At 61.7% G+C, this 22882-nt stretch carries 22 protein-coding genes; 18 read left to right on the top strand and 4 right to left on the bottom strand.

What is annotated here, in order from left to right; genetic code table 11:
• Positions 1–73 precede the first annotated feature (73 nt).
• Positions 74–1009 carry a tyrosine recombinase XerC gene (locus AC1DE4_RS23355; RefSeq protein WP_018855739.1) on the bottom strand — a complete coding sequence of 312 codons (936 nt, stop codon included), beginning with the start codon at positions 1007–1009 and terminating at the stop codon, positions 74–76.
• Positions 1010–1150: 141 nt separating this feature from the next.
• Here AC1DE4_RS23355 and AC1DE4_RS23350 point away from each other — a divergent pair, with 141 nt between their 5' ends.
• The 18 genes from AC1DE4_RS23350 to AC1DE4_RS23265 all read left to right on the top strand — a co-directional run bounded on the left by AC1DE4_RS23350 (position 1151) and on the right by AC1DE4_RS23265 (position 20025).
• On the top strand, positions 1151–2089 hold the full coding sequence (locus tag AC1DE4_RS23350; protein WP_477883310.1) for a GNAT family N-acetyltransferase: 939 nt from the start codon (positions 1151–1153) through the stop codon (positions 2087–2089).
• Positions 2090–2118: 29 nt separating this feature from the next.
• Positions 2119–3255 carry an AAA family ATPase gene (locus AC1DE4_RS23345; RefSeq protein ID WP_018855737.1) on the top strand — a complete coding sequence of 379 codons (1137 nt, stop codon included), beginning with the start codon at positions 2119–2121 and terminating at the stop codon, positions 3253–3255.
• Positions 3256–3315: 60 nt separating this feature from the next.
• Complete coding sequence (locus AC1DE4_RS23340) at positions 3316–5532, top strand: primosomal protein N' (protein ID WP_113471981.1); 2217 nt, start codon at positions 3316–3318, stop codon at positions 5530–5532.
• A 77-nt stretch (positions 5533–5609) separates the two neighbouring features.
• A complete protein-coding gene (locus AC1DE4_RS23335) occupies positions 5610–5999 on the top strand; it encodes an AGROH133_08824 family phage infection protein (RefSeq protein ID WP_025658205.1) in 390 nt (129 codons plus the stop codon).
• A 258-nt stretch (positions 6000–6257) separates the two neighbouring features.
• Positions 6258–6818, top strand: a complete 561-nt coding sequence (locus AC1DE4_RS23330) for a F0F1 ATP synthase subunit delta (RefSeq protein ID WP_018855734.1) — start codon at positions 6258–6260, stop codon at positions 6816–6818.
• Positions 6818–8347 (top strand): F0F1 ATP synthase subunit alpha, encoded by a 1530-nt coding sequence (gene atpA, locus AC1DE4_RS23325; RefSeq protein ID WP_007796947.1) that lies wholly within the window; start codon positions 6818–6820, stop codon positions 8345–8347. The genes AC1DE4_RS23330 and atpA overlap by 1 nt, the downstream gene beginning before the upstream one ends.
• Before the next feature lie 24 nt (positions 8348–8371).
• The gene (locus AC1DE4_RS23320; protein WP_018855733.1) at positions 8372–9256 is read left to right on the top strand and encodes a F0F1 ATP synthase subunit gamma; all 885 of its coding nucleotides are present in this window, start codon (positions 8372–8374) and stop codon (positions 9254–9256) included.
• 24 nt (positions 9257–9280) lie between these two features.
• Entirely contained in the window at positions 9281–10726 is a 1446-nt protein-coding gene (gene atpD / locus AC1DE4_RS23315; protein WP_018855732.1) for a F0F1 ATP synthase subunit beta, read from the top strand.
• A complete protein-coding gene (locus AC1DE4_RS23310) occupies positions 10726–10962 on the top strand; it encodes a hypothetical protein (RefSeq protein ID WP_018855731.1) in 237 nt (78 codons plus the stop codon). The genes atpD and AC1DE4_RS23310 overlap by 1 nt, the downstream gene beginning before the upstream one ends.
• Positions 10962–11369: a F0F1 ATP synthase subunit epsilon gene (locus AC1DE4_RS23305; RefSeq protein WP_018855730.1), complete on the top strand. Its 408-nt coding sequence runs from the start codon at positions 10962–10964 to the stop codon at positions 11367–11369. The genes AC1DE4_RS23310 and AC1DE4_RS23305 overlap by 1 nt, the downstream gene beginning before the upstream one ends.
• A gap of 137 nt (positions 11370–11506) precedes the next feature.
• Positions 11507–11971, top strand: a complete 465-nt coding sequence (gene soxR, locus AC1DE4_RS23300) for a redox-sensitive transcriptional activator SoxR (protein WP_018855729.1) — start codon at positions 11507–11509, stop codon at positions 11969–11971.
• A 71-nt stretch (positions 11972–12042) separates the two neighbouring features.
• Complete coding sequence (locus AC1DE4_RS23295; protein ID WP_018855728.1) at positions 12043–12813, top strand: SDR family NAD(P)-dependent oxidoreductase; 771 nt, start codon at positions 12043–12045, stop codon at positions 12811–12813.
• Between the two features lie 170 nt (positions 12814–12983).
• Positions 12984–13877, top strand: a complete 894-nt coding sequence (locus tag AC1DE4_RS23290) for a LysR family transcriptional regulator (RefSeq protein ID WP_018855726.1) — start codon at positions 12984–12986, stop codon at positions 13875–13877.
• Between the two features lie 169 nt (positions 13878–14046).
• Positions 14047–14526 carry a formate dehydrogenase subunit gamma gene (locus tag AC1DE4_RS23285; protein WP_026371588.1) on the top strand — a complete coding sequence of 160 codons (480 nt, stop codon included), beginning with the start codon at positions 14047–14049 and terminating at the stop codon, positions 14524–14526.
• Positions 14523–16079, top strand: coding sequence for a formate dehydrogenase beta subunit (locus AC1DE4_RS23280; RefSeq protein ID WP_169681383.1), 1557 nt, complete (start codon positions 14523–14525; stop codon positions 16077–16079). The genes AC1DE4_RS23285 and AC1DE4_RS23280 overlap by 4 nt, the downstream gene beginning before the upstream one ends.
• Positions 16080–16083: 4 nt before the next feature.
• Entirely contained in the window at positions 16084–18963 is a 2880-nt protein-coding gene (gene fdhF / locus AC1DE4_RS23275) for a formate dehydrogenase subunit alpha (RefSeq protein ID WP_025658212.1), read from the top strand.
• 59 nt (positions 18964–19022) lie between these two features.
• On the top strand, positions 19023–19790 hold the full coding sequence (gene fdhD / locus AC1DE4_RS23270; protein WP_477883329.1) for a formate dehydrogenase accessory sulfurtransferase FdhD: 768 nt from the start codon (positions 19023–19025) through the stop codon (positions 19788–19790).
• Entirely contained in the window at positions 19780–20025 is a 246-nt protein-coding gene (locus tag AC1DE4_RS23265) for a formate dehydrogenase subunit delta (protein ID WP_169681378.1), read from the top strand. Before fdhD ends, AC1DE4_RS23265 begins: the two co-directional genes overlap by 11 nt.
• A 142-nt stretch (positions 20026–20167) precedes the next feature.
• Here AC1DE4_RS23265 and AC1DE4_RS23260 read toward each other — a convergent pair whose 3' ends face one another.
• The 3 genes from AC1DE4_RS23260 to rocD all read right to left on the bottom strand — a co-directional run bounded on the left by AC1DE4_RS23260 (position 20168) and on the right by rocD (position 22876).
• Positions 20168–20644 carry a chemotaxis protein CheW gene (locus AC1DE4_RS23260; RefSeq protein ID WP_007796914.1) on the bottom strand — a complete coding sequence of 159 codons (477 nt, stop codon included), beginning with the start codon at positions 20642–20644 and terminating at the stop codon, positions 20168–20170.
• Positions 20645–20818: 174 nt separating this feature from the next.
• Entirely contained in the window at positions 20819–21577 is a 759-nt protein-coding gene (locus AC1DE4_RS23255) for a glycerophosphodiester phosphodiesterase (RefSeq protein WP_169681377.1), read from the bottom strand.
• Between the two features lie 99 nt (positions 21578–21676).
• Positions 21677–22876, bottom strand: a complete 1200-nt coding sequence (gene rocD / locus AC1DE4_RS23250) for an ornithine--oxo-acid transaminase (RefSeq protein ID WP_018855719.1) — start codon at positions 22874–22876, stop codon at positions 21677–21679.
• Positions 22877–22882 lie beyond the last annotated feature (6 nt).

Here is a 22882-nt window from a genome sequence, read left to right as displayed (position 1 = left end):
TTCCGGTCACTATGATCGCTAAGCCTACGCCCAGCGTGCGGATATTCCCTTAAGAGAAGCCGTTAACAAAAGATTACGCCCGGGGATGGGCACGGTCGTAAACTTCAAGCAATCGTGAGGAATCCACACCTGTATAGACCTGGGTGGTGGAAAGGCTGGCGTGGCCGAGCAATTCCTGGATGGTTCTCAAATCGCCGCCACCTGCCAACAGGTGGGTGGCAAACGAATGGCGCAGCGCATGCGGTGTCGCTGTTTCCGGAAGGCCGAAGGCGCTGCGCATCTTTTGCATGGTGCGCTGAATGATCGCAGCTTGCAGTTTGCCGCCGCGCGCGCCGCGAAAGAGGGGTTCTTCGCCTTCGAGATGATAGGGGCACAAAGACCGGTATTTCTCGACGGCGTCGAAGACGACGGTGAGCATCGGCACAAGGCGGGTCTTGTTGCCCTTGCCGGTTATGCGCAGCGTGGCCGCGCCGCGGTTGAAGTTGCCAGGCGTCAGATCGAGCGCTTCGGAGATGCGCAGACCGCAGCCGTAGAGCAGTGTGAAAACGGCGGCATCGCGTGCGGCAATCCAAGGCTCTTCGTGCAACTGAGCCTCGTCGCTGACGACAGTGATGGCCTGCCGGTCGGATAAGGGTTTCGGTAGTGATTTCGGCTGCTTCGGCGAGCGGACGGCACTGACGCCAGCGGCATTCACCAGTCCCTTCTTTTCGAGGTAACGCAGGAGGGAACGCAGCCCGGCGAGACTGCGACCGAGCGAACGAGCGCCGGAGCCCTCTTTGCGTCGCGCCGCCAGAAAAGCACGGAAGTCCGCGGGCCTTAACGCCTGGATATCTTTCAGCGTTGCGGGGCCGCCGAGGTGACCGGTCAGAAACGTCAGGAACTGACGCGTATCACGCTCGTAAGCATCGAGCGTGTGCTCCGACAGACGTCGCTCGCGAGCCAGGCTATCGAGCCATGCCGAGCGCTCGGCCATCAGGCCGGGGTCGGCGATGATCAGGAGTTCGTTCACGTATCCGGCCTTGAATTTGCCAATCCTGCCGCCAATTCTGAAGGAGCGATAGTTATGGAATTCCTAATGCCGGCCAAGTGCTTGTCATGCTTCTATCATATCATTCCACGTGACCGGTTTCCCAACGACGCAGGATCTTGAATGTCACGGCGCCATCCAACGACCGCAATTGGACAGTTCGCGGAGACGATCGCGCTCGTCTCCCATGGCAAGCCGGGCCACATCGTCGATACCTTGATCGCCGAGCGTGGGCAGAAGATCGTGAAGCATCCGCTCTGGCCCGTCATGCGGCCGTTCCTCCACACACTGCTGCGCTACAACAGGGCGATCAGCTTCGCCAATGACGTTGCGAAAATGCCGGGGCTCCAGTGCTTCGAGTACATGAGCAACCTGCTGAAGCTCGAGATCAATATTCGGCACGGCGAACGCATTCCGGATAGCGGCGGCTTCATGCTCGTCAGCAACCATCCGACCGGGATCGCCGATGGCGTTGCCGTGTTCGACCTCCTGAAAACCAAGCGGCCGGACATCATGGTGTTTGCCAACCGCGATGCCATACGCGTCAATCCACGTTTTGCCGAGGTCATCATTCCGGTGGAATGGCGCGAGGAATACAAGAGCAAGCTGAAGACCCGTGAGACATTGCAGATCACCAACCGTGCCGTCAAAGAAGGCAAGGCGACGGTTCTTTTTCCGTCTGGGCGCATCGCTTATTGGGCGAACGGCCGGCTGAACGAACGTCCCTGGAAAACCTCCGCCGTCGGCCTTGCGCGGAAATACAATCTGCCGATCCTGCCGGTACACATGACGGCGCGGAACTCGGGCCTATTCTACTGGTTCGCGAAATGGTCGACCGAGCTCAGGGACATGACGGTCTTTCACGAGCTTCTGAACAAGCGCGGCGACCGATTCGACTTCGTGGTCGGCAATCTGATCCCGGTGGAGCATCTCGACGGCGACATCAACGAAGTCACCAAGGCATTGGAAGACCACACTGTCCATGCGCTCGCCGCGGATGGTGACACGCAATTCCTGCCGTTGGTTCCGCCTGCGGAACCGGAACTGGTCGGTGCCCATTAATTCCCTAATCGGATAGGCTAAAGCGAGGCATGCTGCTCCGCTCGATGTTCGCCCAGAACTACCGGTCCCTGCGATCGATCCGCATGGATCTTTCGGGGATCAACCTTTTCATCGGCGAAAACGGGGTCGGAAAATCCAATCTCTACCGGGCTCTCCAGCTCATCCAGGCGGCAACGCGCGGACGTCTGGCGCATGAGATCGCCGCCGAGGGCGGGATGTTCTCGGCGTTGTGGTCCGGCCCGCGCCGGGATGTCGACGGGCCGTTCCGGATTCGCCTCGAGGCGGAGCTTCTGGACGAGGAAAGGGCGATCACGTTCCGGTATAGGGTCGAGGCCGGTCTACGACCGCCGGCGGCTGCGGCGGGATTTCCCTTTGAACCGCAAATCAAGACCGAAGAGCTTTCGATCGAGACCGGAACCCGACCTGTCACGATGATGAAGCGTGCCGGCCCGGCGATTTCCGTTCGCGGGCCGAATGGGCGGATGCAGGATTATCCCGAGCAGGCGCTGACCTCGGAAACCGCGATCGCACTGCTTGGCGACGCTGGGCACTATCCCGAGATTGGGACATTCCGCCGTGCGATCGACGGCTGGCGCTTCTTCCACGGCTTCCGGACGGATCGTTTCTCACCGCTGCGCGCACCCTGCCTTGCGGTCACGGCGCCACTGCTCGATGAGGACGGCAGCAACATTGCAGCGGTCTTCGCAACGCTGGTGCATACGCGGGAGGATACGGTCGATCTCGATCGTGCCGTCGCCGCTGCCCTCGGCGGTGCGCGACTCGCGGTGCCGCTGCCCGAGGAGACGGCGTCGTTCGGCCTTTCCTTTCCCGAATTTCCGAACCGCGTGTTCCAGCCGCGCGAACTGTCGGACGGGCAGATACGGTTCCTCGGCCTGGCCGCGGCGCTGATGTCCTATCGGCTGCCGCCACTGATTGCGCTCAACGAACCGGAAGCAAGCCTGCACCCCGATATGTTGTTGCCTCTGGCGGACATGATCGCGGAGGCGGCCCGCAGCAGCCAGATCTGGATCGTTACGCATTCGGAAGCGCTGGCGGCCGCCGTGCGCGAGAAATGCGGCGCCTGTGCCCGCCATGTCGTGCGGCGGGACGGCGCCACGTGGATCGAGGGCATGCGGCTCACCGGCGTAGTCGACGAGGACGAGTAGGCTGGTGACGGACGTCTTGCAGGTTTTCTTTTCGCGCCGATCCGGGCATGGTCTCGCCCGATGAGCACAGATTCGTCCGATCTCTTTGGAGCGTTGTTTGAGACGCCGCCGGCAAACCGTACGGTTCCGGTGCTCGTTCCCATGCCCGCGCCGAAGCCATATTCATATGCCGTCCCGGAAGGGATGGCGGTGGAACCCGGCTCGGTCGTCCAGGTGCCACTCGGTCCGAGGCAGGTGATCGGCGTCGTCTGGGACGGCGGCGAAGACAATGTCGATCCGAAGAAGCTGAGGCCGATCAGCCATGTCTTCGATTGCCCGCCGCTGAGCAAGGAGATGCGCGACTTCATCGATTGGGTCGCGAGCTACACGCTGTCCCCGCCGGGACTGGTGGCGCGCATGGCGCTGCGTGCGCCGAATGCCTTTGAACCGGAACCGATGGTGGAGGGCCTGCGCTTCGTTGGCGGCGAGCCGGAGCGGATGACGCCAGCGCGCGCCCGGGTGCTCGACATTGCGGGCGACGGCCTGTCCTGGACGCGAAGCGGGCTTGCCCATGCCGCGGGCGTCTCGACGAGCGTCGTCGACGGTCTGGTAAGCCAGGGCATTTTCGAAACCGTCTTCCTGCCGCCACCGCCGGTGGTCGCCAAACCCGATCCCGAATTCGTGGGCGCGCGGCTGGAAGGCCCGCAAAGGGAGGCGGCCGACGAGATTCTCGCCGAAGTTCGAAAGGGTGAGTTCGCCGTCTCGCTGATCGACGGCGTCACCGGTTCGGGAAAGACGGAAGTCTATTTCGAGGCGATCGCGGAAACGCTGAGACGCGGCAAGCAGGTTCTGATTCTGCTGCCGGAGATCGCGCTGACGGCAAGCTTTCTCGAGCGCTTCCAATATCGTTTCGGTGCCAAGCCCGCCGAATGGCATTCCGATCTGGCCCCGCGCACCCGCGAGAAGGTCTGGCGTCAGGCGGTCACCGGCGAGGTCCGCGTCGTTGCCGGCGCGCGTTCGGCTCTGTTCCTGCCGTTCGAGGATCTAGGTCTTATCATCGTCGATGAAGAGCATGATCCGGCCTACAAGCAGGAGGACCGTGTCTATTACAATGCGCGCGACATGGCGGTCGTGCGTGCGCGCATCGGCGATTTCCCGGTGGTTCTCGTCTCCGCCACCCCCTCGGTCGAAAGCCAGGTCAATGGGCAGAGCGGGCGTTACAGCACCATTCACATGCCGACCCGATTCGGCGATGCGGCGTTGCCGGATCTGCACTTGATCGACATGCGCCGCCATGCCCCCGAGCGCGGCGGCTTCCTGTCGCCGGTCCTGATCCGCGCGATCGGCAAGACGGTCGAAAAGCAGCAGCAGGCGCTCCTCTTCCTGAACCGGCGGGGCTATGCGCCGCTGACGCTCTGCCGCGTCTGTGGACATCGCTTCCAGTGCCCGCAGTGCTCCAGCTGGCTCGTCGAACACCGGTTCAAGAGGCAGCTGCAATGCCATCAGTGCGGCCATGCCGAGCACACCCCGGAAGCCTGCCCCGAATGCGGAACGCTTGATCACCTCGTTGCCTGCGGACCGGGCGTCGAACGCATTGCCGAGGAGGTGGAACGCCATTTCCCCGAGGCGCGAACCATCGTCCTCTCGTCCGACATGATGGGCGGCGTCAAACGGTTGCGCCTTGAGCTCGAGGCCATTGCCAAGGGCGAGGCCGATATCGTCATCGGCACGCAGCTTGTCGCCAAGGGTCACAATTTCCCGCTGATGACGCTGGTCGGCATCGTCGATGCCGATCTCGGCCTCGCCAATGGCGACCCGCGTGCCGCCGAGCGTACCTTTCAGCTGCTGTCGCAGGTGACGGGCCGCGCCGGCCGCACCGGCCTGAAAAGCCACGGCCTGTTGCAGACCTACCAGCCTCAGCATCCCGTCATGCAGGCGATCGTGTCGGGCGATGCAAGCGCCTTCTACGAACGCGAGATCGCCGAGCGGGAGCGCGCCATCCTGCCGCCGTTCGGACGGCTGGCGTCGATCATCGTTTCGGCGGAAACGCGCCATGATGCGGAAAACCATGCCCGCGGCATCCGAAACGCCGCGCCTCATGTCTCCGGCATCTCGGTGCTCGGGCCTGCGGAAGCGCCGCTTGCGCTGGTGCGCGGCCGCTATCGCTTCCGGCTTCTCGTGCATGGACGGAGGAACTCGGACATGCAGGCATTTCTCAGGGCCATGCTTGCGCAGGCGCCGAAGGAGCGCGGATCGGTGCATGTACAGCTCGACGTGGATCCCCAAAGCTTCCTGTAGATCGCTCCCGAACGGGCTTTTGCCGGGCAAGCCAATCATGGCATAAGGAAGCCGAAACAAGGGATTCGGGGTCGATGATGGATTTTTACTTTCCAACGGAGCTTGGGGAACAGCTCGCTTTCGCAGCCGCCGCGTTCGCGGCGCTGGCGGGCTTTGTCATCATGTTCGCGCCAGGTTATGCGATGCGGTTGTTCGGCCTCATGCCGCGCGAGGGCCGCCGTGACGGCTACGCCGAGCAACGATCGGTCGGCGGTTTCTATCTCGGCTTCGGTCTCTCGGCCATCATGTTGGCGCAGAACTGGATCTACATGGCGCTTGGCGCCTCCTTCGCCATGGCCGCATTTGCGCGCATCATTTCGCTCCTTTCAGATAAGGGGAGCACGATTCTCAACTATTTACTTCTGGTTGTGCAAATCGTTCTGGCTGCGCTTCCGCTCGCCTATGTATTTGGTTTCTTTTCCGCTTGAGTTGAGCTGATATTTCTCGCGCTGAGCACTTCGCTGCCGGGCTTTGAGCATTTTTGCGTTAGAAATCGATGGGAAAGCCGTATTCGGGCGTTACGCGTGTTGCGAGTCCGAACATCCTATGTTAGACGGACCCCGAATTTCGGAAGAAGCAAGAGGCTCTCTTGCGATTTCTGGGGGAAATCATAACGAATTCAAGATCCTAGGTCAGGCGCCCGCCGGGGACCGGATTTTGAGTTGAAATCAGGGAAATTTGGGCCAGTGGCAGACACATCCCAGCTTACTTCTGGTGTTGCAGAGCGCTATGCCTCGTCGCTGTTCGAGTTGGCGCTTGAGCAGGGCGCAGTCGAAAGCGTCACCAAGGACCTCGACCGGTTCCAGGCGATGCTCGACGAGAGCGGCGACCTGAAGCGTTTTGTTTCGAGCCCTGTTTTTTCGGCCGACGATCAGCTCAAGGCGATTGTCGCCATCAGCGAGAAGGCTGGTATCAGCGGCTTCTTCGCGAACTTTCTGAAGGTCGTGGCGCGTAACCGCCGCCTCTTTGCTCTCCCGGGCATGATCAGGGCCTTCCGCATCATCGCTGCAAACCATCGCGGCGAAATTACTGCCGAGGTTACCTCGGCCCATGCGCTGACTGCGGCGCAGGAAACTGAATTGAAGGCGGCGCTCAAGGGCGTCACCGGCAAAGACGTGGCGATTGCTGTCACGATCGATCCGTCAATTCTTGGTGGTCTGATCGTGAAGGTCGGGTCCCGTCAGATTGATACGTCTCTTCGTACGAAACTCTCTACCCTTAAGCTTGCATTGAAAGAGGTCGGCTGATGGATATCCGCGCGGCGGAAATTTCCGCAATTCTCAAAGACCAGATCAAAAACTTCGGCAAAGAGGCAGAAGTCTCGGAAGTCGGTCAGGTTCTCTCCGTCGGTGACGGTATCGCTCGCGTTTACGGTCTGGACAATGTTCAGGCAGGCGAAATGGTCGAGTTCCCCGGCGGCATCCGTGGCATGGCGCTGAACCTGGAATCGGACAACGTCGGTGTTGTTATTTTCGGTTCGGACCGCGACATCAAGGAAGGCGACACCGTCAAGCGGACCGGCGCCATCGTTGACGTTCCGGTTGGTCCGGAACTGCTCGGCCGCGTTGTCGACGCTCTCGGCAACCCGATCGACGGCAAGGGCCCGATCAATTCGACCCGCCGCGCGCGCGTCGACGTCAAGGCTCCGGGCATCATTCCACGCAAGTCGGTTCATGAGCCGATGTCGACCGGCCTCAAGGCCATCGACGCGCTCATCCCGGTCGGTCGTGGCCAGCGCGAGCTCGTCATCGGCGACCGCCAGACCGGCAAGACCGCGATCATTCTCGACACGATCCTGAACCAGAAGGCCATCCACGACAACGGCCCGGACAGCGAGAAGCTGTTCTGCGTCTACGTCGCTATCGGCCAGAAGCGTTCGACCGTTGCCCAGTTCGTCAAGGTTCTCGAAGAACGCGGCGCAATGAAGTACTCGATCGTCGTTGCCGCGACCGCTTCCGATCCGGCTCCGATGCAGTACCTGGCGCCGTTCGCTGGTTGCACGATGGGCGAATACTTCCGTGACAACGGTCAGCACGCGCTGATCGGTTACGACGACCTGTCCAAGCAGGCTGTTGCTTACCGCCAGATGTCGCTGCTGCTGCGCCGCCCGCCGGGCCGCGAAGCTTACCCGGGCGACGTTTTCTATCTGCATTCGCGTCTCCTCGAGCGCGCTGCAAAGCTCTCCGACGAAAAGGGCGCTGGCTCTCTGACGGCTCTGCCTGTCATCGAAACCCAGGGCAACGACGTTTCGGCGTTCATTCCGACCAACGTGATCTCGATCACCGACGGCCAGATCTTCCTCGAAACCGACCTGTTCTATCAGGGTATCCGTCCGGCCGTTAACGTCGGTCTGTCGGTTTCGCGCGTCGGCTCCGCCGCGCAGGTCAAGGCGATGAAGCAGGTTGCCGGCTCGATCAAGGGCGAACTCGCCCAGTATCGCGAAATGGCCGCCTTCGCTCAGTTCGGCTCCGACCTCGACGCCTCGACGCAGCGCCTGCTGAACCGCGGTGCGCGCCTGACCGAACTCCTGAAGCAGCCGCAGTTCTCGCCGCTGAAGACGGAAGAGCAGGTCGCGGTGATCTTCGCTGGCGTCAACGGCTATCTCGACAAGATCCCGGTCGCACAGGTCGGCAAGTTCGAACAGGGCCTGCTGTCGTACCTTCGCTCGGAAGGCTCGGCTATCCTCGACACGATCCGTACGGACAAGGCAATCAGCGACGATACGAAGGGCAAGCTCACGGCTGCCATCGATAGCTTCGCGAAGTCCTTCGCCTAATCGGACCCAAAGGACGGATAACGGATGCCTTCACTTAAGGATCTGAAAAACCGGATCGCCTCCGTCAAGGCGACGCAGAAGATCACCAAGGCGATGAAAATGGTCGCCGCGGCGAAGCTTCGGCGTGCCCAGGAGGCGGCCGAGGCCGCCCGTCCGTACTCGCAGCGCATGGGTGCCGTTCTGGCAAACATCGCCGGTGCGATGACGGAGGCCGACGGTGCGCCGGCGCTGATGACCGGCAACGGCAAGGACCAGGTTCACTTGCTGGTCGTCTGCACCGCCGAACGCGGCTTGTGCGGCGGCTTCAACTCGCAGATCTCGCGTTTTGCGCGCGATCACGCTCGCAGGCTTCTCGCTGAAGGCAAGACCGTCAAGATCTTTACCGTCGGCAAGAAGGGCTACGACGTTCTGCGCCGCGAATTCGCTTCGCTCATCGTCGAGCGCAAGGAATTGCGTGATGTGAAGAAGGTCGGTTTCGAGAATGCCGACCAGATCGGCAAGCGCATCATCGACATGTTCGAAGCCGATGAGTTCGACGTCTGCACGTTGTTCTACTCCGAATTCAAGTCGGTCATCTCGCAGGTTCCGACGGCACAGCAGCTCATCCCCGCATCGGCCCCCACGGCTGTTGCAGAGGATGCGGAGCACGCCGGCGCAGTCTACGAGTATGAGCCGGATCCGGCATCGATCCTCGAGGATCTGATCCCGCGCAATATTTCCGTCCAGATCTTCCGCGCGCTCCTTGAGAACGTCGCCGGTGAAATGGGCGCCAAGATGAGCGCGATGGACAATGCAACGCGCAACGCTGGTGAAATGATCAACAAGCTGACGCTCAACTACAACCGTCAGCGTCAGGCTCAGATCACCAAGGAACTCATTGAAATCATTTCGGGCGCGGAAGCGCTCTGAGGTTAGGGAAAAGAGGGTAAGAAGATGGCTAAGGCAGCTACCCCCAAGACTGCGGCAGGCTCTGCCGGCAAGGTCACGCAGGTTATCGGCGCCGTCGTGGACGTTGCTTTCGAAGGCGAACTGCCGGCGATTTTGAACGCGCTTGAAACGAGCAACGGCGGCAACCGCCTGGTTCTCGAAGTAGCGCAGCACCTCGGCGAGAACGAAGTTCGCACGATCGCCATGGACTCGACCGAAGGTCTGGTTCGCGGTCAGGCGGTTTCTGACACCGGTGCTCCGATTGCCGTTCCGGTTGGTCCGGAAACGCTCGGCCGTATCATGAACGTCATCGGCGAGCCGGTCGACGAAGCAGGTCCGTTGGTCACCGCTTCCAAGCGCGCTATCCACCAGGACGCTCCGGCTTACGTCGATCAGTCGACGGAAGCACAGATCCTCGTCACCGGCATCAAGGTCGTCGACCTTCTCGCTCCTTACGCAAAGGGCGGCAAGATCGGCCTCTTCGGCGGCGCAGGCGTCGGCAAGACCGTTCTCATCATGGAACTGATCAACAACGTCGCCAAGGCGCACGGTGGTTACTCGGTATTCGCCGGCGTGGGTGAGCGTACCCGCGAAGGTAACGACCTCTACCACGAGATGATCGAATCCGGCGTTAACAAGCACGGCGGCGGCGAAGGCTCCAAGGCCGCTCTCGTTTACGGCCAGATGAACGAACCGCCGGGCGCCCGCGCTCGCGTCGCTCTCACCGGTCTGACGGTTGCTGAAAACTTCCGCGACCAGGGCCAGGACGTTCTGTTCTTCGTCGACAACATCTTCCGCTTCACGCAGGCAGGTTCCGAAGTGTCGGCTCTGCTCGGCCGCATTCCTTCGGCCGTTGGCTACCAGCCGACGCTCGCAACGGACATGGGCCAGATGCAGGAGCGCATCACGACCACGACGACCGGCTCGATCACCTCGGTTCAGGCCATTTACGTTCCGGCCGACGACTTGACCGACCCGGCTCCGGCAACCTCGTTCGCCCACCTGGACGCAACGACCGTTCTGTCGCGCTCGATCGCTGAAAAGGGTATCTACCCGGCGGTCGACCCGCTCGACTCCACGTCGCGCATGCTCGACCCGATCGTTGTCGGCGAAGAGCACTACGAAGTGGCTCGTAAGGTTCAGTCGACGCTGCAGCGCTACAAGGCCCTGCAGGACATCATCGCCATCCTGGGCATGGACGAACTGTCCGAAGAGGACAAGCTGGCCGTTGCCCGCGCCCGTAAGATCGAGCGCTTCCTGTCGCAGCCGTTCTTCGTTGCCGAAGTCTTCACCGGTTCGCCGGGCAAGCTGGTCGCCCTCGAAGACACGATCAAGGGCTTCAAGGGCCTCGTCAACGGCGAATACGACCACCTGCCGGAAGCTGCCTTCTACATGGTTGGCTCGATCGACGAAGCCATCGAGAAGGCCAAGAAGCTGTCCGCAGCTGCCTGATGAGCGACGCTCTTAACGAGATCTTCTGCTGCGACGCCCTTCGGGAAGTCGCAGCAGAGCTTCCTGCCCCGGCCGCACCGACGATCTACAGATCGAACGACGGCAAGATGATGATGGTGGTAGGACTGATCCAGACCGAGGAAGGTCTTGGATATCTCGATCAGGCGATAGCACATTGCCCGTTCTGCGGGACGAACTTGCAAGATACAGAAGCCGCCGAGAAGGTAAGTCACTGATGGCTGACAATTTCAATTTTGAACTCGTGTCTCCCGAGCGCCTGCTCCTTTCGGAGATGGTGACCGAAGTTGTCATTCCGGCAACCGACGGCGAGATGACGGTTATGGCGAACCACGCCCCGACGATGACGACCATCAAGCCCGGCATCGTCAGCGTTCGTTTCGCCAATGGCTCGAAGCAGGACTACGTGGTTTTCGGCGGTTTCGCCGATATTCTGCCGACCGGCTGCACGCTGCTGGCTGAATCCGCGGTCATCGTTCAGGATCTCTCCAAGGACGAGCTGACGCTTCGCATCGAAGCGGCGAAGCGCGAGATCGAAGACGCCGTGCATCATGAGCACAAGTCGCGCCTGGAACACTACATCATGGAACTGACGCACCTGCAGGGTGTGATCGACCAGGATTGATCTACGCCAACGTCCGGCGTTTTGAAGCGGCCTTCGGGCCGCATTTTTCTTTTCTGCCGTCTGTCCTCGCCACGATGTAGGCTTCCGATCGCGAAGCACTCGGCTATAGTACCTCAAGTTAACTTGAGGCTGAGACTGTGGAAGAAGGCTCCAGCAATCCATTCAGGAAGCTGCTGTCCATCGGCGAAGTTGCCGAGCGCAGCGGCCTTGCCGTCTCTGCACTACACTTCTACGAAGCAAAGGGCCTCATCTCGAGTATCCGCTCTCGTGGCAATCAACGCCGGTTCGGTCGCGACGTGCTCCGCCGTCTCGGCATCATCAAGGTGGCGCAGCGCGTGGGCATTCCGTTGGCGGAGATCCAGGCCGCTTTCGATACGCTGCCGCAGGGCCGCACGCCGACTGCTACGGATTGGCAGCGCCTGTCGGCCCTCTGGAAGGACGATCTCGATGCCCGCATCCATCGCCTCGTTGCTTTGCGCGACAGGTTGACGGATTGCATTGGCTGTGGTTGCCTCTCGGTTGAAAGCTGCCCGCTGCGCAATCCATATGATCGGCTAGCCAGAGATGGGCCGGGTCCGCGCCTGCTGGAAACCGACGACTAGGCAGCGCTCCCCGCGCGGCATCAGAACAATGCAAGAGCTGCAAACAGCTCGCTCACGCTGTGGAGGACTGGATGTTTCACCCCAAGCTGTTCGAAAACCGCAACGTGGTTGTCACCGGTGGCGGTCGCGGCATCGGCCTGGAGGTGGCGCGGCAGTTTCTCAACTGCGGAGCGAGGGTATTGGTGCACCTCGGGCGCAGCGCCGCGCGCGATTTGCCGGATTTCCTGCTGACGGCGGAGGAAGACCGGCGAGCTTTTCTCGTTACCGCCGATTTTTCGACACAGGGCGGCACCAGCGCGTTTGCCGAAAAAGCCCTCGCAACGTTCGACCGGATCCACGTGCTGGTCAACAACGCCGGCACCATGGTCGGTCGCTTTCCGGCCGGTGCGCTGACCGACGAACAATACGAAGTGATCGTACGGCTGAACCAGACGTCGGTTGTGGAAGTGACGCGTGGGCTCCTGCCGGCGCTCCGCGCATCGCAGGAAGCGTCGATCGTCAACACGGTCTCGATTTCCGCGCTGACGGGCGGAAGTCCCGGTTCGGCGATCTATTCGGCGTCGAAAGCCTTCGTCGCGACCTATTCGAAGGCGCTGGCAAGGGAACTCGCACCCGACAACATTCGCGTCAACTGCGTGTCGCCGGGAACGATCGAGACCGACTTTCACCAACGGTACTCGTCGCCGGAAAAGCTGGAACAGGCTCGCAAGACCATTCCCTTGCAGCGATTGGGGACCTCGGAAGATTGCGCCCCCGCCTATCTCTTCCTTTCGGCGCCTTCTCTATCCGGCTACATCACCGGGCAGGTGCTGGAGATCAATGGTGGCCAGCTCATCTGCTGACGAGGGGCCCTTCTGGAGGTGTTCTCCCAGCGTCGCTCATTCGGACACGACCTTGCTGCTGCATTTTTCGTTCGCGACGGTTTCGAGAACGTAAGGCAGTTAACCGACCTTGCGGAGCGCTTTCCCGAGCGTGAAAATGACGCTGTGCTGCAATTCGGTGCGGAGGCCGGATGATCGACAAGTTGGAATTCTTTATCGCGCTCGCCAACGAGAAGCACTTCGGCCGGGCCGCGGAAGAGTGCGGCATTTCGCAGCCGACGTTATCAGCCGCCATTCGTCAGCTCGAGGATCAGCTTGGCGTCATGCTGGTGCAGCGCGGCTCGCGTTTCCAGGGGTTAACGCCCGAGGGACAGCGGGTGCTCGAATGGGCGCGGCGCATCGTCGGCGATGCCCGCACGATGCGCCAGGAGATGCGGGCGGCGCGTACGGGCCTTTCGGGACATATAAAGATTGCGGCAATCCCGACGGCGTTGGCCATGCTGCCGCGCATTACGACGCCGTTTCAGGAGCGCCATCCGGATGTGACCTTTTCGATTGTGTCGCGCAATTCGCTGCAAGTGCTGAGCATGCTGGAGAATCTCGAGATCGATGCCGGCATCACCTATCTGGAAAACGAGCCGCTCGGGCGGGTAACCAGCGTGCCGCTCTATGCCGAGCACTACAATCTCATTACCGCCGCCGGCAGCCCTCTTTCGGAGCGCGACAGCGTCACCTGGAAGGAAGTGGGCGATCTTCGGCTTTGTCTATTGACTGCGGACATGCAAAACCGCCGTATCATCAACCAGCATCTGGCCGAAGTGGGCGTCACGGCGCATCCGACGCTCGAATCGAATTCGATGATCGTGCTCTTCTCGCACGTCCGAACCGGGCGATGGGCCAGCATCATGCCCCGCAATGTCGCGAAATCCTTCGGCTTTCCGGCCGAAATACGGATGATCCCGATCACCGAGCCGCGGGCACATCATCTTGTTGGTCTGGTTGCGACGCATCGTGAACCGTTCACGCCATTGGTTTCCGCCTTGCTGCATGAGGCTCGGATTCTCGCTGAAGACCCCGATTCTTGATAGGAATCTTCTATCGATTGACGGAACAGCATTATTGATCGCTTCGTCCATCCCTGAGAAAGTTCTATAATGAACGGACGCGAGCGGTTCTGTCGGCCATAGGGTTCTGAGGAAAGCCCGCCTGCCCAGGCCCGCGACGCGCAATGTGCAGGCCGTGGGAGGGCTGCTGATGAATATCCATGTCGCCAAAGGCGATATCGCAACGCGCACCATCGCGATCATCGATCAACTCAAGCATCTCGAAGGTCCGCTTCTGCCGATCCTGCACGAGATCCAGGATGAGTTCGGCCATGTGCCGCAAGAAGCGCTGCCCGTCATCGCGAAGGAGCTCAATCTCTCGCGTGCAGAGGTGCACGGCGTTGTTACCTTTTACCACGATTATCGCGACCATCCCGCTGGCCGGCATGTGCTGAGGCTCTGTCGTGCCGAGGCCTGCCAATCGATGGGAGGCGATGCGCTTGCCGAACGCGTCAAGGCGCTGCTGGGCATCGACTGGCACGGTACGACGCCGGATGGAGCGATTACCCTCGAGCCCGTCTTCTGTCTGGGGCTCTGTTCCTGCTCCCCGTCCGCGATGATGGATGGCGAGGTTCATGGCCGGGTGGATGCCGCCGATCTCGAGGCGCTGATTTCGGAGGCACGCCGATGACCGTCCGGATCTATGTTCCCTGCGACGCCGCGGCCATGGCATTGGGCGCCGAGCATGTGGCCAAGGCGATCTCCGAGCAGATTGTGGCGCGCGGCCTCGACGCCAAGATCGTGCGCAATGGCTCGCGCGGCATGCATTGGCTGGAGCCRCTGGTCGAGGTTGAGGTCTCGGGCAAGCGCATCGGCTATGGGCCTGTGAAGGCAAAGGACGTCGTTTCGCTGTTTGATGCCGGATTGATTACCGGCGCCGATCATCCCCTCTGTCTTGGCGAGGTCGAGGAACTTCCGTTCCTCAAGCGTCAGACGCGCCTGACCTTCGCCCGCTGCGGCATCACCGATCCGCTTTCCCTTGATGACTATGAGGCTCACGGCGGCCTCGCCGGCTTGCGTCGCGCGGTTTCGATGTCGCCCGCCGATGTCGTCAAGGAAGTCACCGATTCCGGCCTGCGTGGCCGCGGTGGCGCAGGTTTCCCGACGGGCATCAAGTGGAAGACGGTGCTCGACGCTCCCGGTGATCGCAAATACATCGTCTGCAATGCCGATGAGGGCGACAGCGGCACCTTTGCCGACCGAATGATCATGGAAGGCGATCCCTTCGTGCTGATAGAAGGCATGGCGATCGCGGGCCTTGCATCGGGCGCGAAGAAGGGCTTCATCTATACCCGCTCGGAATATCCGCATGCGATCGCGGCGATGAGCCGGGCGATCGATATTGCCCGCAGCGCCGGCATTCTCGGCACGTCGGTTCTGGGCTCTGGCAAGGCTTTCGACATGGAAGTCCGCACCGGCGCGGGCGCGTATGTCTGCGGCGAGGAGACGGCGCTTCTCAACAGCCTCGAAGGCAAGCGTGGTATCGTCCGTGCCAAGCCACCTCTGCCGGCCCACAAGGGCCTCTTCGACTGTCCGACCGTCATCAACAATGTCATTTCGCTCGCTTCCGTGCCCGTGATCATGGACAAGGGGGCGGCCTATTACCGCGACTTCGGCCTCGGCCGGTCGCGCGGAACCATTCCGATCCAGATCGCCGGCAATGTGAAGCATGGCGGTCTGTTCGAGACGGCTTTCGGCATTTCGCTTGGCGACCTGGTCGATGACATTGCCGGCGGAACGGCATCCGGGCGGCCGGTGAAGGCGGTTCAGGTCGGCGGTCCCCTCGGCGCCTATTTCCCGCGCTCCCTGTTCGACACGCCATTCGACTACGAGGCTTTCGCTGCCAAGGACGGACTGATCGGCCATGCCGGTATCGTCGTCTTCGACGAGAGTGCTGACATGCTGAAGCAGGCCCGGTTCGCAATGGAATTCTGCGCCGTCGAAAGCTGCGGCAAGTGCACGCCCTGCCGCATCGGCTCGACGCGCGGCGTCGAAACGGCGGACAAGATCGCCCGCGGCATCGAGCCGGAGAAGAACCGCGAGCTGCTTGCCGATCTCTGCAACACCATGAAATTCGGGTCGCTCTGCGCGCTCGGGGGCTTCACGCCCTATCCGGTCATGAGCGCCATGACGCATTTCCCCGAAGATTTCGTTCCCACACCTCTTATCGAAGCGGCGGAGTAAGACCATGCCTCTCGTCCACGAAATAGACTACGGCACGCCGGCCTCGACCTCCGAAACCATGGTGACGCTCACCATTGATGGTAACCAGGTGACGGTGCCGGAGGGAACATCCGTCATGCGCGCGTCGATGGACGCGGGCATCGAGATTCCGAAGCTCTGCGCCACCGACATGATGGATGCCTTCGGCTCCTGTCGGCTCTGCCTGGTCGAGATTGAGGGGCGGGCGGGTCTCCCTGCGTCCTGCACGACGCCGGTTGCACCTGATATGGTTGTTTCGACACAGACGAACCGGCTGAAGGATGTCCGCAAGGGCGTGATGGAGCTCTACATCTCCGACCATCCGCTCGACTGTCTGACCTGTGCGGCCAACGGCGATTGCGAGCTTCAGGACATGGCGGGCGCCGTCGGTCTCCGCGACGTGCGTTATGGCTATGATGGCGACAATCACGTCAAGGCACGCAACAACGGCGATCTCAATCTCAAATGGGCGCCGAAGGACGAGTCCAATCCTTACTTCACCTTCGATCCGGCCAAATGCATCGTCTGTTCGCGCTGCGTGCGCGCTTGCGAGGAAGTGCAGGGCACCTTCGCGCTGACCATTGAAGGCCGCGGCTTCGATTCACGTGTTTCAGCCGGAATGCATGAGGACTTCGTCTCGTCCGAATGTGTTTCCTGCGGCGCCTGCGTGCAGGCCTGCCCGACAGCGACGCTGATCGAAAAGTCGGTAATCGAGATCGGCCAGCCGGAGCATTCCGTTGTCACCACCTGCGCCTATTGCGGCGTCGGCTGTTCCTTCAAGGCGGAGATGCGCGGCGAAGAACTGGTGCGCATGGTGCCCTGGAAGGACGGACAGGCGAACCGCGGCCATTCCTGCGTCAAGGGCCGCTTCGCCTACGGCTATTCCAGCCACAAGGACCGCATCCTCAATCCGATGATCCGCGAGAAGATCACCGACCCCTGGCGCGAAGTGACTTGGGACGAGGCCTTCGCGCATGTCGCCTCGGAATTCCGCCGCATCCAGTATCAGTATGGCCGCGACTCGGTCGGCGGCATCACGTCGTCTCGCTGCACAAATGAGGAAACCTATCTGGTGCAGAAGCTAGTGCGCGCCGGCTTCCGCAACAACAACGTCGACACCTGCGCCCGCGTTTGCCATTCGCCGACCGGCTACGGTCTCGGCCAGGCCTTCGGCACGTCGGCCGGCACGCAGGACTTCGACAGCGTCGAGAAAAGCGATGTCGTCGTCATCATCGGCGCCAATCCGACCGATGGACACCCGGTCTTTGCCTCGCGCCTGAAGAAGCGGTTGAGGCAGGGCGCCAAGCTAATCGTCATCGACCCGCGCCGCACTGACATCGTGCGTTCGCCGCATGTCGAAGCCTCCTATCACCTGCCGCTGAAGCCCGGCACCAACGTCGCGATCCTGACGTCGCTCGCGCATGTCATCGTGACCGAGGGGCTGTTTGACGAAGCCTTCATTCGCGAACGCTGCGACTGGTCAGAGTTCGAGGATTGGGCAAGCTTTGTCGCCGAGCCGCATCATAGCCCCGAAGCATCGGAGAGGTTCACCGGCGTTCCAGCCGATTTCGTGCGCGGCGCGGCGCGTCTCTACGCCACCGGCGGCAACGGCGCGATCTACTATGGCCTCGGCGTTACCGAGCATAGCCAGGGTTCGACCACTGTCATGGCGATCGCCAACCTCGCCATGGTCACCGGCAATATCGGTCGCCCCGGCGTTGGCGTGAACCCGCTGCGTGGCCAGAACAACGTGCAGGGCTCCTGCGACATGGGCTCCTTCCCGCATGAGCTGCCCGGCTATCGCCACATCTCAGACGACGCGACGCGCGACATCTTCGAGAAGTTGTGGGGCGTCAAGATCAGCAACGAGCCGGGTCTGCGCATTCCGAATATGCTGGATGCAGCGGTCGACGGATCGTTCAAGGGCCTCTACGTCCAGGGTGAAGACATCCTGCAGTCCGACCCCGATACCAAGCACGTCGCGGCCGGCCTCGCCGCCATGGAATGCGTCGTCGTGCACGACCTCTTCCTGAACGAGACGGCGAACTACGCGCATGTCTTCCTGCCGGGGTCCAGCTTCCTTGAGAAGGACGGTACCTTCACCAATGCCGAGCGCCGCATCAACCGTGTTCGCAAGGTCATGAGTCCCCGCAACGGCTATGCCGATTGGGAGGTGACGCAAAAGATGGCGCAGGCCATGGGCCTTCCCTGGAACTACACGCATCCTTCGGAGATCATGGACGAGATCGCCGCAACGACGCCAAGCTTCGCGCTGGTCTCCTACGACTATCTTGACAAGGTGGGCTCCGTGCAGTGGCCCTGCAATGAGGCACATCCATTGGGCTCGCCAATCATGCATGTCGACGGCTTCGTCCGCGGCAAGGGCAAGTTCATCCGCACGGAATATGTCGCGACCGATGAGCGGACGGGACCGCGCTTCCCGCTGCTGCTGACGACCGGGCGCATTCTCAGCCAGTACAATGTCGGCGCCCAGACGCGCCGCACCGAAAATGTCGTCTGGCATTCCGAAGACCGGTTGGAGGTCCATCCGCACGATGCCGAACAGCGCGGCATTCGCGATGGCGATTGGGTGAAGCTGATGAGCCGCTCGGGCGACACCACCTTGCGTGCGCTGATCACCGATCGCGTCGCGCCCGGCGTCGTCTACACGACCTTCCACCATCCGGACACGCAGGCGAATGTCATCACCACCGACTTCTCCGACTGGGCGACGAACTGCCCGGAATACAAGGTGACGGCGGTGCAGGTCTCGCCTTCCAACGGCCCGACCGATTGGCAGCGCGACTATGACGAGCAGGCACGCCAAAGCCGCCGCATCGTTGGCAAACTGGAGCCTGCCGAGTGATGAGCGACCGCCCGACCCGCCTTGCCGTGAAGCGCGCCGCCCGCAGCGGCGGCGTCGTCATGCCCGGCGAGCGGATCGTTCCGGAGGAGGTGCCGATCGCCTTTTCCTATGGTGGCAGCACGCATGCGGTGATGATGGGAACGCCCGGCAATCTCGAGGATTTCGCCATCGGCTTCAGCCTGACGGAAGGGATCATCTCCGACATCGGGCAGATCGCTGCAATTGAGATTGTCAATGGCAAGAAGGGCATTGACGTCCAGATCTCTCTCGTTGACGAGGTCGCCGCCGCGTTGACAGCCCGCCGACGCAGCATGGCCGGACCGGTCGGCTGCGGGCTCTGCGGCATCGAGTCGATCGAACAGGCCGTTCGCAAGGTTCCTGACGTCGCCGATGTGTCGCTTCAAGTCACTCATCGCGATATCGTTCAGGCCATCTCGCTGCTGAACGGTGCGCAGCCGCTGCATCGCGAGACGCGCGCCGTGCACGGCGCCGGCTTCTATGTGCCGGGCAAGGGACTGCTGGCGGTGCGCGAGGATGTGGGCCGGCACAATGCGCTCGACAAGCTGTGTGGCGCGATCACTCGGCAACGGCAATCCGGCGCGGCAGGCATTGTCGCCGTTACCAGCCGCCTGTCCGTCGAGATGGTGCAGAAGGCGGCAATCCTCGGCGCCTCCGTCCTCGTTGCCATTTCCGCACCGACTGCTCTCGCAATTCGTACCGCCGAAGAGGCCGGCATGACCCTCGTCGCCCTGGTGCGAGGCGAGGACTTCGAGATTTTCACGCATCCGCACCGCATTCATCCGGGAAGCATATCCGATGTCGCATGATACGCAGTCCAAGCTCGTCTATATGGCCAACCAGATCGCGACCTTCTTCAAGACCCAGCCGGAGAGCGAAGCCGCGCAGGGCGTGGCGACGCATATCAACAAGTTCTGGGAACCGCGCATGCGGCGGCAGTTGTTCGAGATCATGGAGCGGGAGGGCAATGGCCTCAGTCCGCTGGTTGTCCAAGCCGCGCCCTTGATCAAACGGCCTGAGCCGGCGGCCAGCGCCCCCCAGTAGGATCTCGAACAGCAGCGTCAGCGCTGACGTATCGACGCCAGCGTCCGCGTCCGGCCAGTCTGCGACCACAGTTCTCCTGCTACTGCAGCATCAACAAAAAGCCGCCCTCCAGGCGGCTTTTTATCTGGGTAAAGAGCCGATATCAGGCGGCGAGATCGTCCGTCTCGCTTTCCTTGAACATCTTGGCGAGGTTCAGGAAGCAGATCATGCCGTTCTCCGAGGCGATGATACCCTCGCAGAAGGCGCGATCGAAGGAAGCGGTGACTTCAGGAACCGGCTGTACCTGGCTGGAGGAGATCGTGAGGATGTCCGAGACGCGGTCGACCAGCATGCCGATGACCATGTTGTGGACTTCGGCCACGACGATGGCGCTGCGCTCGTTGGCGACCGTGCTCTTCATGCCGAGCTTGAAGGCGAGGTCTATGATCGGGATCACCGAGCCGCGCAGGTTCATTACGCCGATGACATCGGCTGGCGCGTGCGGGATCGGTGTCGACGGGGCCCAGCCGCGGATTTCGCGGATCGTCGTGGTTTTTACGCAGAATTCCTGATCGTGAAGTCTGAAGGCAATGATCTCGAGCGTATCGCCGCTGAAATTCGTGGAATTGATTGTAGCCATAAGTATTGTCCCAACCGCCAAAAGCCAGGGCAGAAGCAACCGCGCCACCATTGGCGCGGATCGACTTGCCTTCAAACCGTGCGCGCTCGTCCCGTGGATGAGTATCGATACGGTTACTCCGGACCTTAATCGAAGAGTATTGCCCAAATCTAAATTGGGGCCGCTGATTTTTGGTCAGGTGGAAACGGTAGGCCGCGTCATCATTCGTGGATCGTCAAGCAGGATGGCGTCCGGTTTGATGGCAAGGATGCGCTCGAGGCCGTACTGGTCGACCTGGCCCACCGGAAAGGGTGGGTATTCCGGCAGTGCGATCGAACGAGGCTGCCCAACCATGACAGCGACGCGCATCCCCGCCTCACGAACGGTGTCAGACACAGCTGGAGTGGCCCACCCTTGCCACAACCTGAACCAGTCGGCTCCAGCTGCGCGCGCCGCATCAGCGCAGGCAGGATCCTCGAGAAAGGCTAGGATCGCGACGTCTTTCGACAAGCGGCGGGTGGTGTCGATCAGTGCGATACTGCGCAGTCCAATGAGCGCGCGTCGCATCGCACCGCGCTGCGCAACGTCGGAAATGATCTGCGCAATCTGACCCTCGTGGCTCAGCTTGATGTCCAACAGGATACCCAAAGGGTCAGACGCAGCCAAGGCATCACCAAGGGTCATTATGCTTGGCAGCAGGCTGCGCAATGTCGCCAGATCGAGGTCCGACACGGTTCGTGCGTCGCCGCAAAGCCGAGAAAGATCCGGATCGTGGACGCAAACAGGAACGCCATCCCGCGTCAACCGGACATCAGTCTCTATGGCGTCAACTCCGGCAGCCGCCGCAGCCTTGAAGGCAGAGATGCTGTTTTCCGCAGCCAGTGCTGCGCCCCCGCGATGGGCGATCGCAAGCGGGCGACGGTCCGGCGAGCGCTTCCATAAGCCAATGGCCATACATTCCCCTATAGAGAGCTCGACCAACTCGATCGGGCTCACCATAGGTTTCAAACGGCCGCTACACCAGTCGTTGTTTCGCAGCGATCTAGATGAGCACTAGGCCAGCGTCTTTTCGATCTGCTCGACCGCCCAGTCGACCTGGCTCTTGGTGATCACCAGCGGCGGGGCGAGGCGGATCGTGTTCTCGTGCGTGTCCTTGGCGAGCAGGCCGCGGTCCTTGAGGGTGTAGCAATACTGGCGGGCGCCACCGGCTTCAGGCACGAGTTCGACCGCCATCATCAGTCCGCGGCCGCGCACGTCCTTGACGATGTTGGAGCGGATGGAGCGCAGCCCTTCCTGGAAATAGTCGCCCATCTTGGCGGCGTTCTCGATCATGCCTTCCTCGGTCAGGACCTTGAGTGCCGCGCGCGCCACGGCGCAGGCAAGCGGGTTGCCGCCGAAGGTCGAGCCGTGCTGCCCCGGCTTCAGGACACCCAGCACTTCGGAATTGGAAAGGACCGCCGAGACCGGATAGAAGCCGCCGGAGAGCGCCTTGCCGATCAGCGTCACGTCGGCCTCGATCCCCTCATGCTCTTCCGCCAAAAGCTTACCAGTACGGCCGAGGCCGGTCTGGATCTCGTCGAGGATCAAGGTCACCTTGTGTTGAGTGCAGAGTTCCCGCACGCGCTTGAAATAGCCGGTTGGCGGGATGATGACGCCTGCTTCGCCCTGAATCGGCTCGATCAGCGCCGCAACCGTGTTTTCGTTGATGGCGGCGGCAAACGCGTCGGCGTCGCCGAAGGGGATCGTGCGGAAGCCGGGCGTGTAGGGACCGAAGCCGGTGCGGGCGTCCGGGTCCGTGGAGAAACTGATGATGCTCAGGGTCCGGCCATGGAAATTGTCGGCGCAGACGATGATCTCGGCCTTGCCCTCAGGCACGCCCTTCACCTCGTAGCCCCATTTGCGCACTGCCTTGATGGCGGTTTCAACGGCTTCGGCGCCCGAGTTCATCGGCAGGATCTTGTGCGAGCCGGTCAGCGCCGCGAGTTCCTCGTAGAGATGGGCGAGCTGGTCATTACGGAAGGCGCGGGAGGTCAGCGTCAGCTTGCCGGCCTGCTCGACCATCGCCGCCAGAATCTTGGGGTGGCAATGGCCCTGGTTCACCGCCGAATAGGCCGACAGGCAGTCGAGATACCGCTTGCCGTCGGTATCCCAGACATAGACGCCTTCGCCCCGGGTCAACACGACATCGAGCGGCTTGTAGTTGTGGGCGCCGAGGCGCTGTTCGGTGTCGATCAGGTTCTTCGAGTTGCTCATGGTCGG

This window comes from Rhizobium sp. 10N414 (assembly GCF_056394785.1).
The sequence above is the reverse complement of the archived record's forward strand: the minus strand, read 5'-3'. Positions and strand labels throughout refer to the sequence as shown.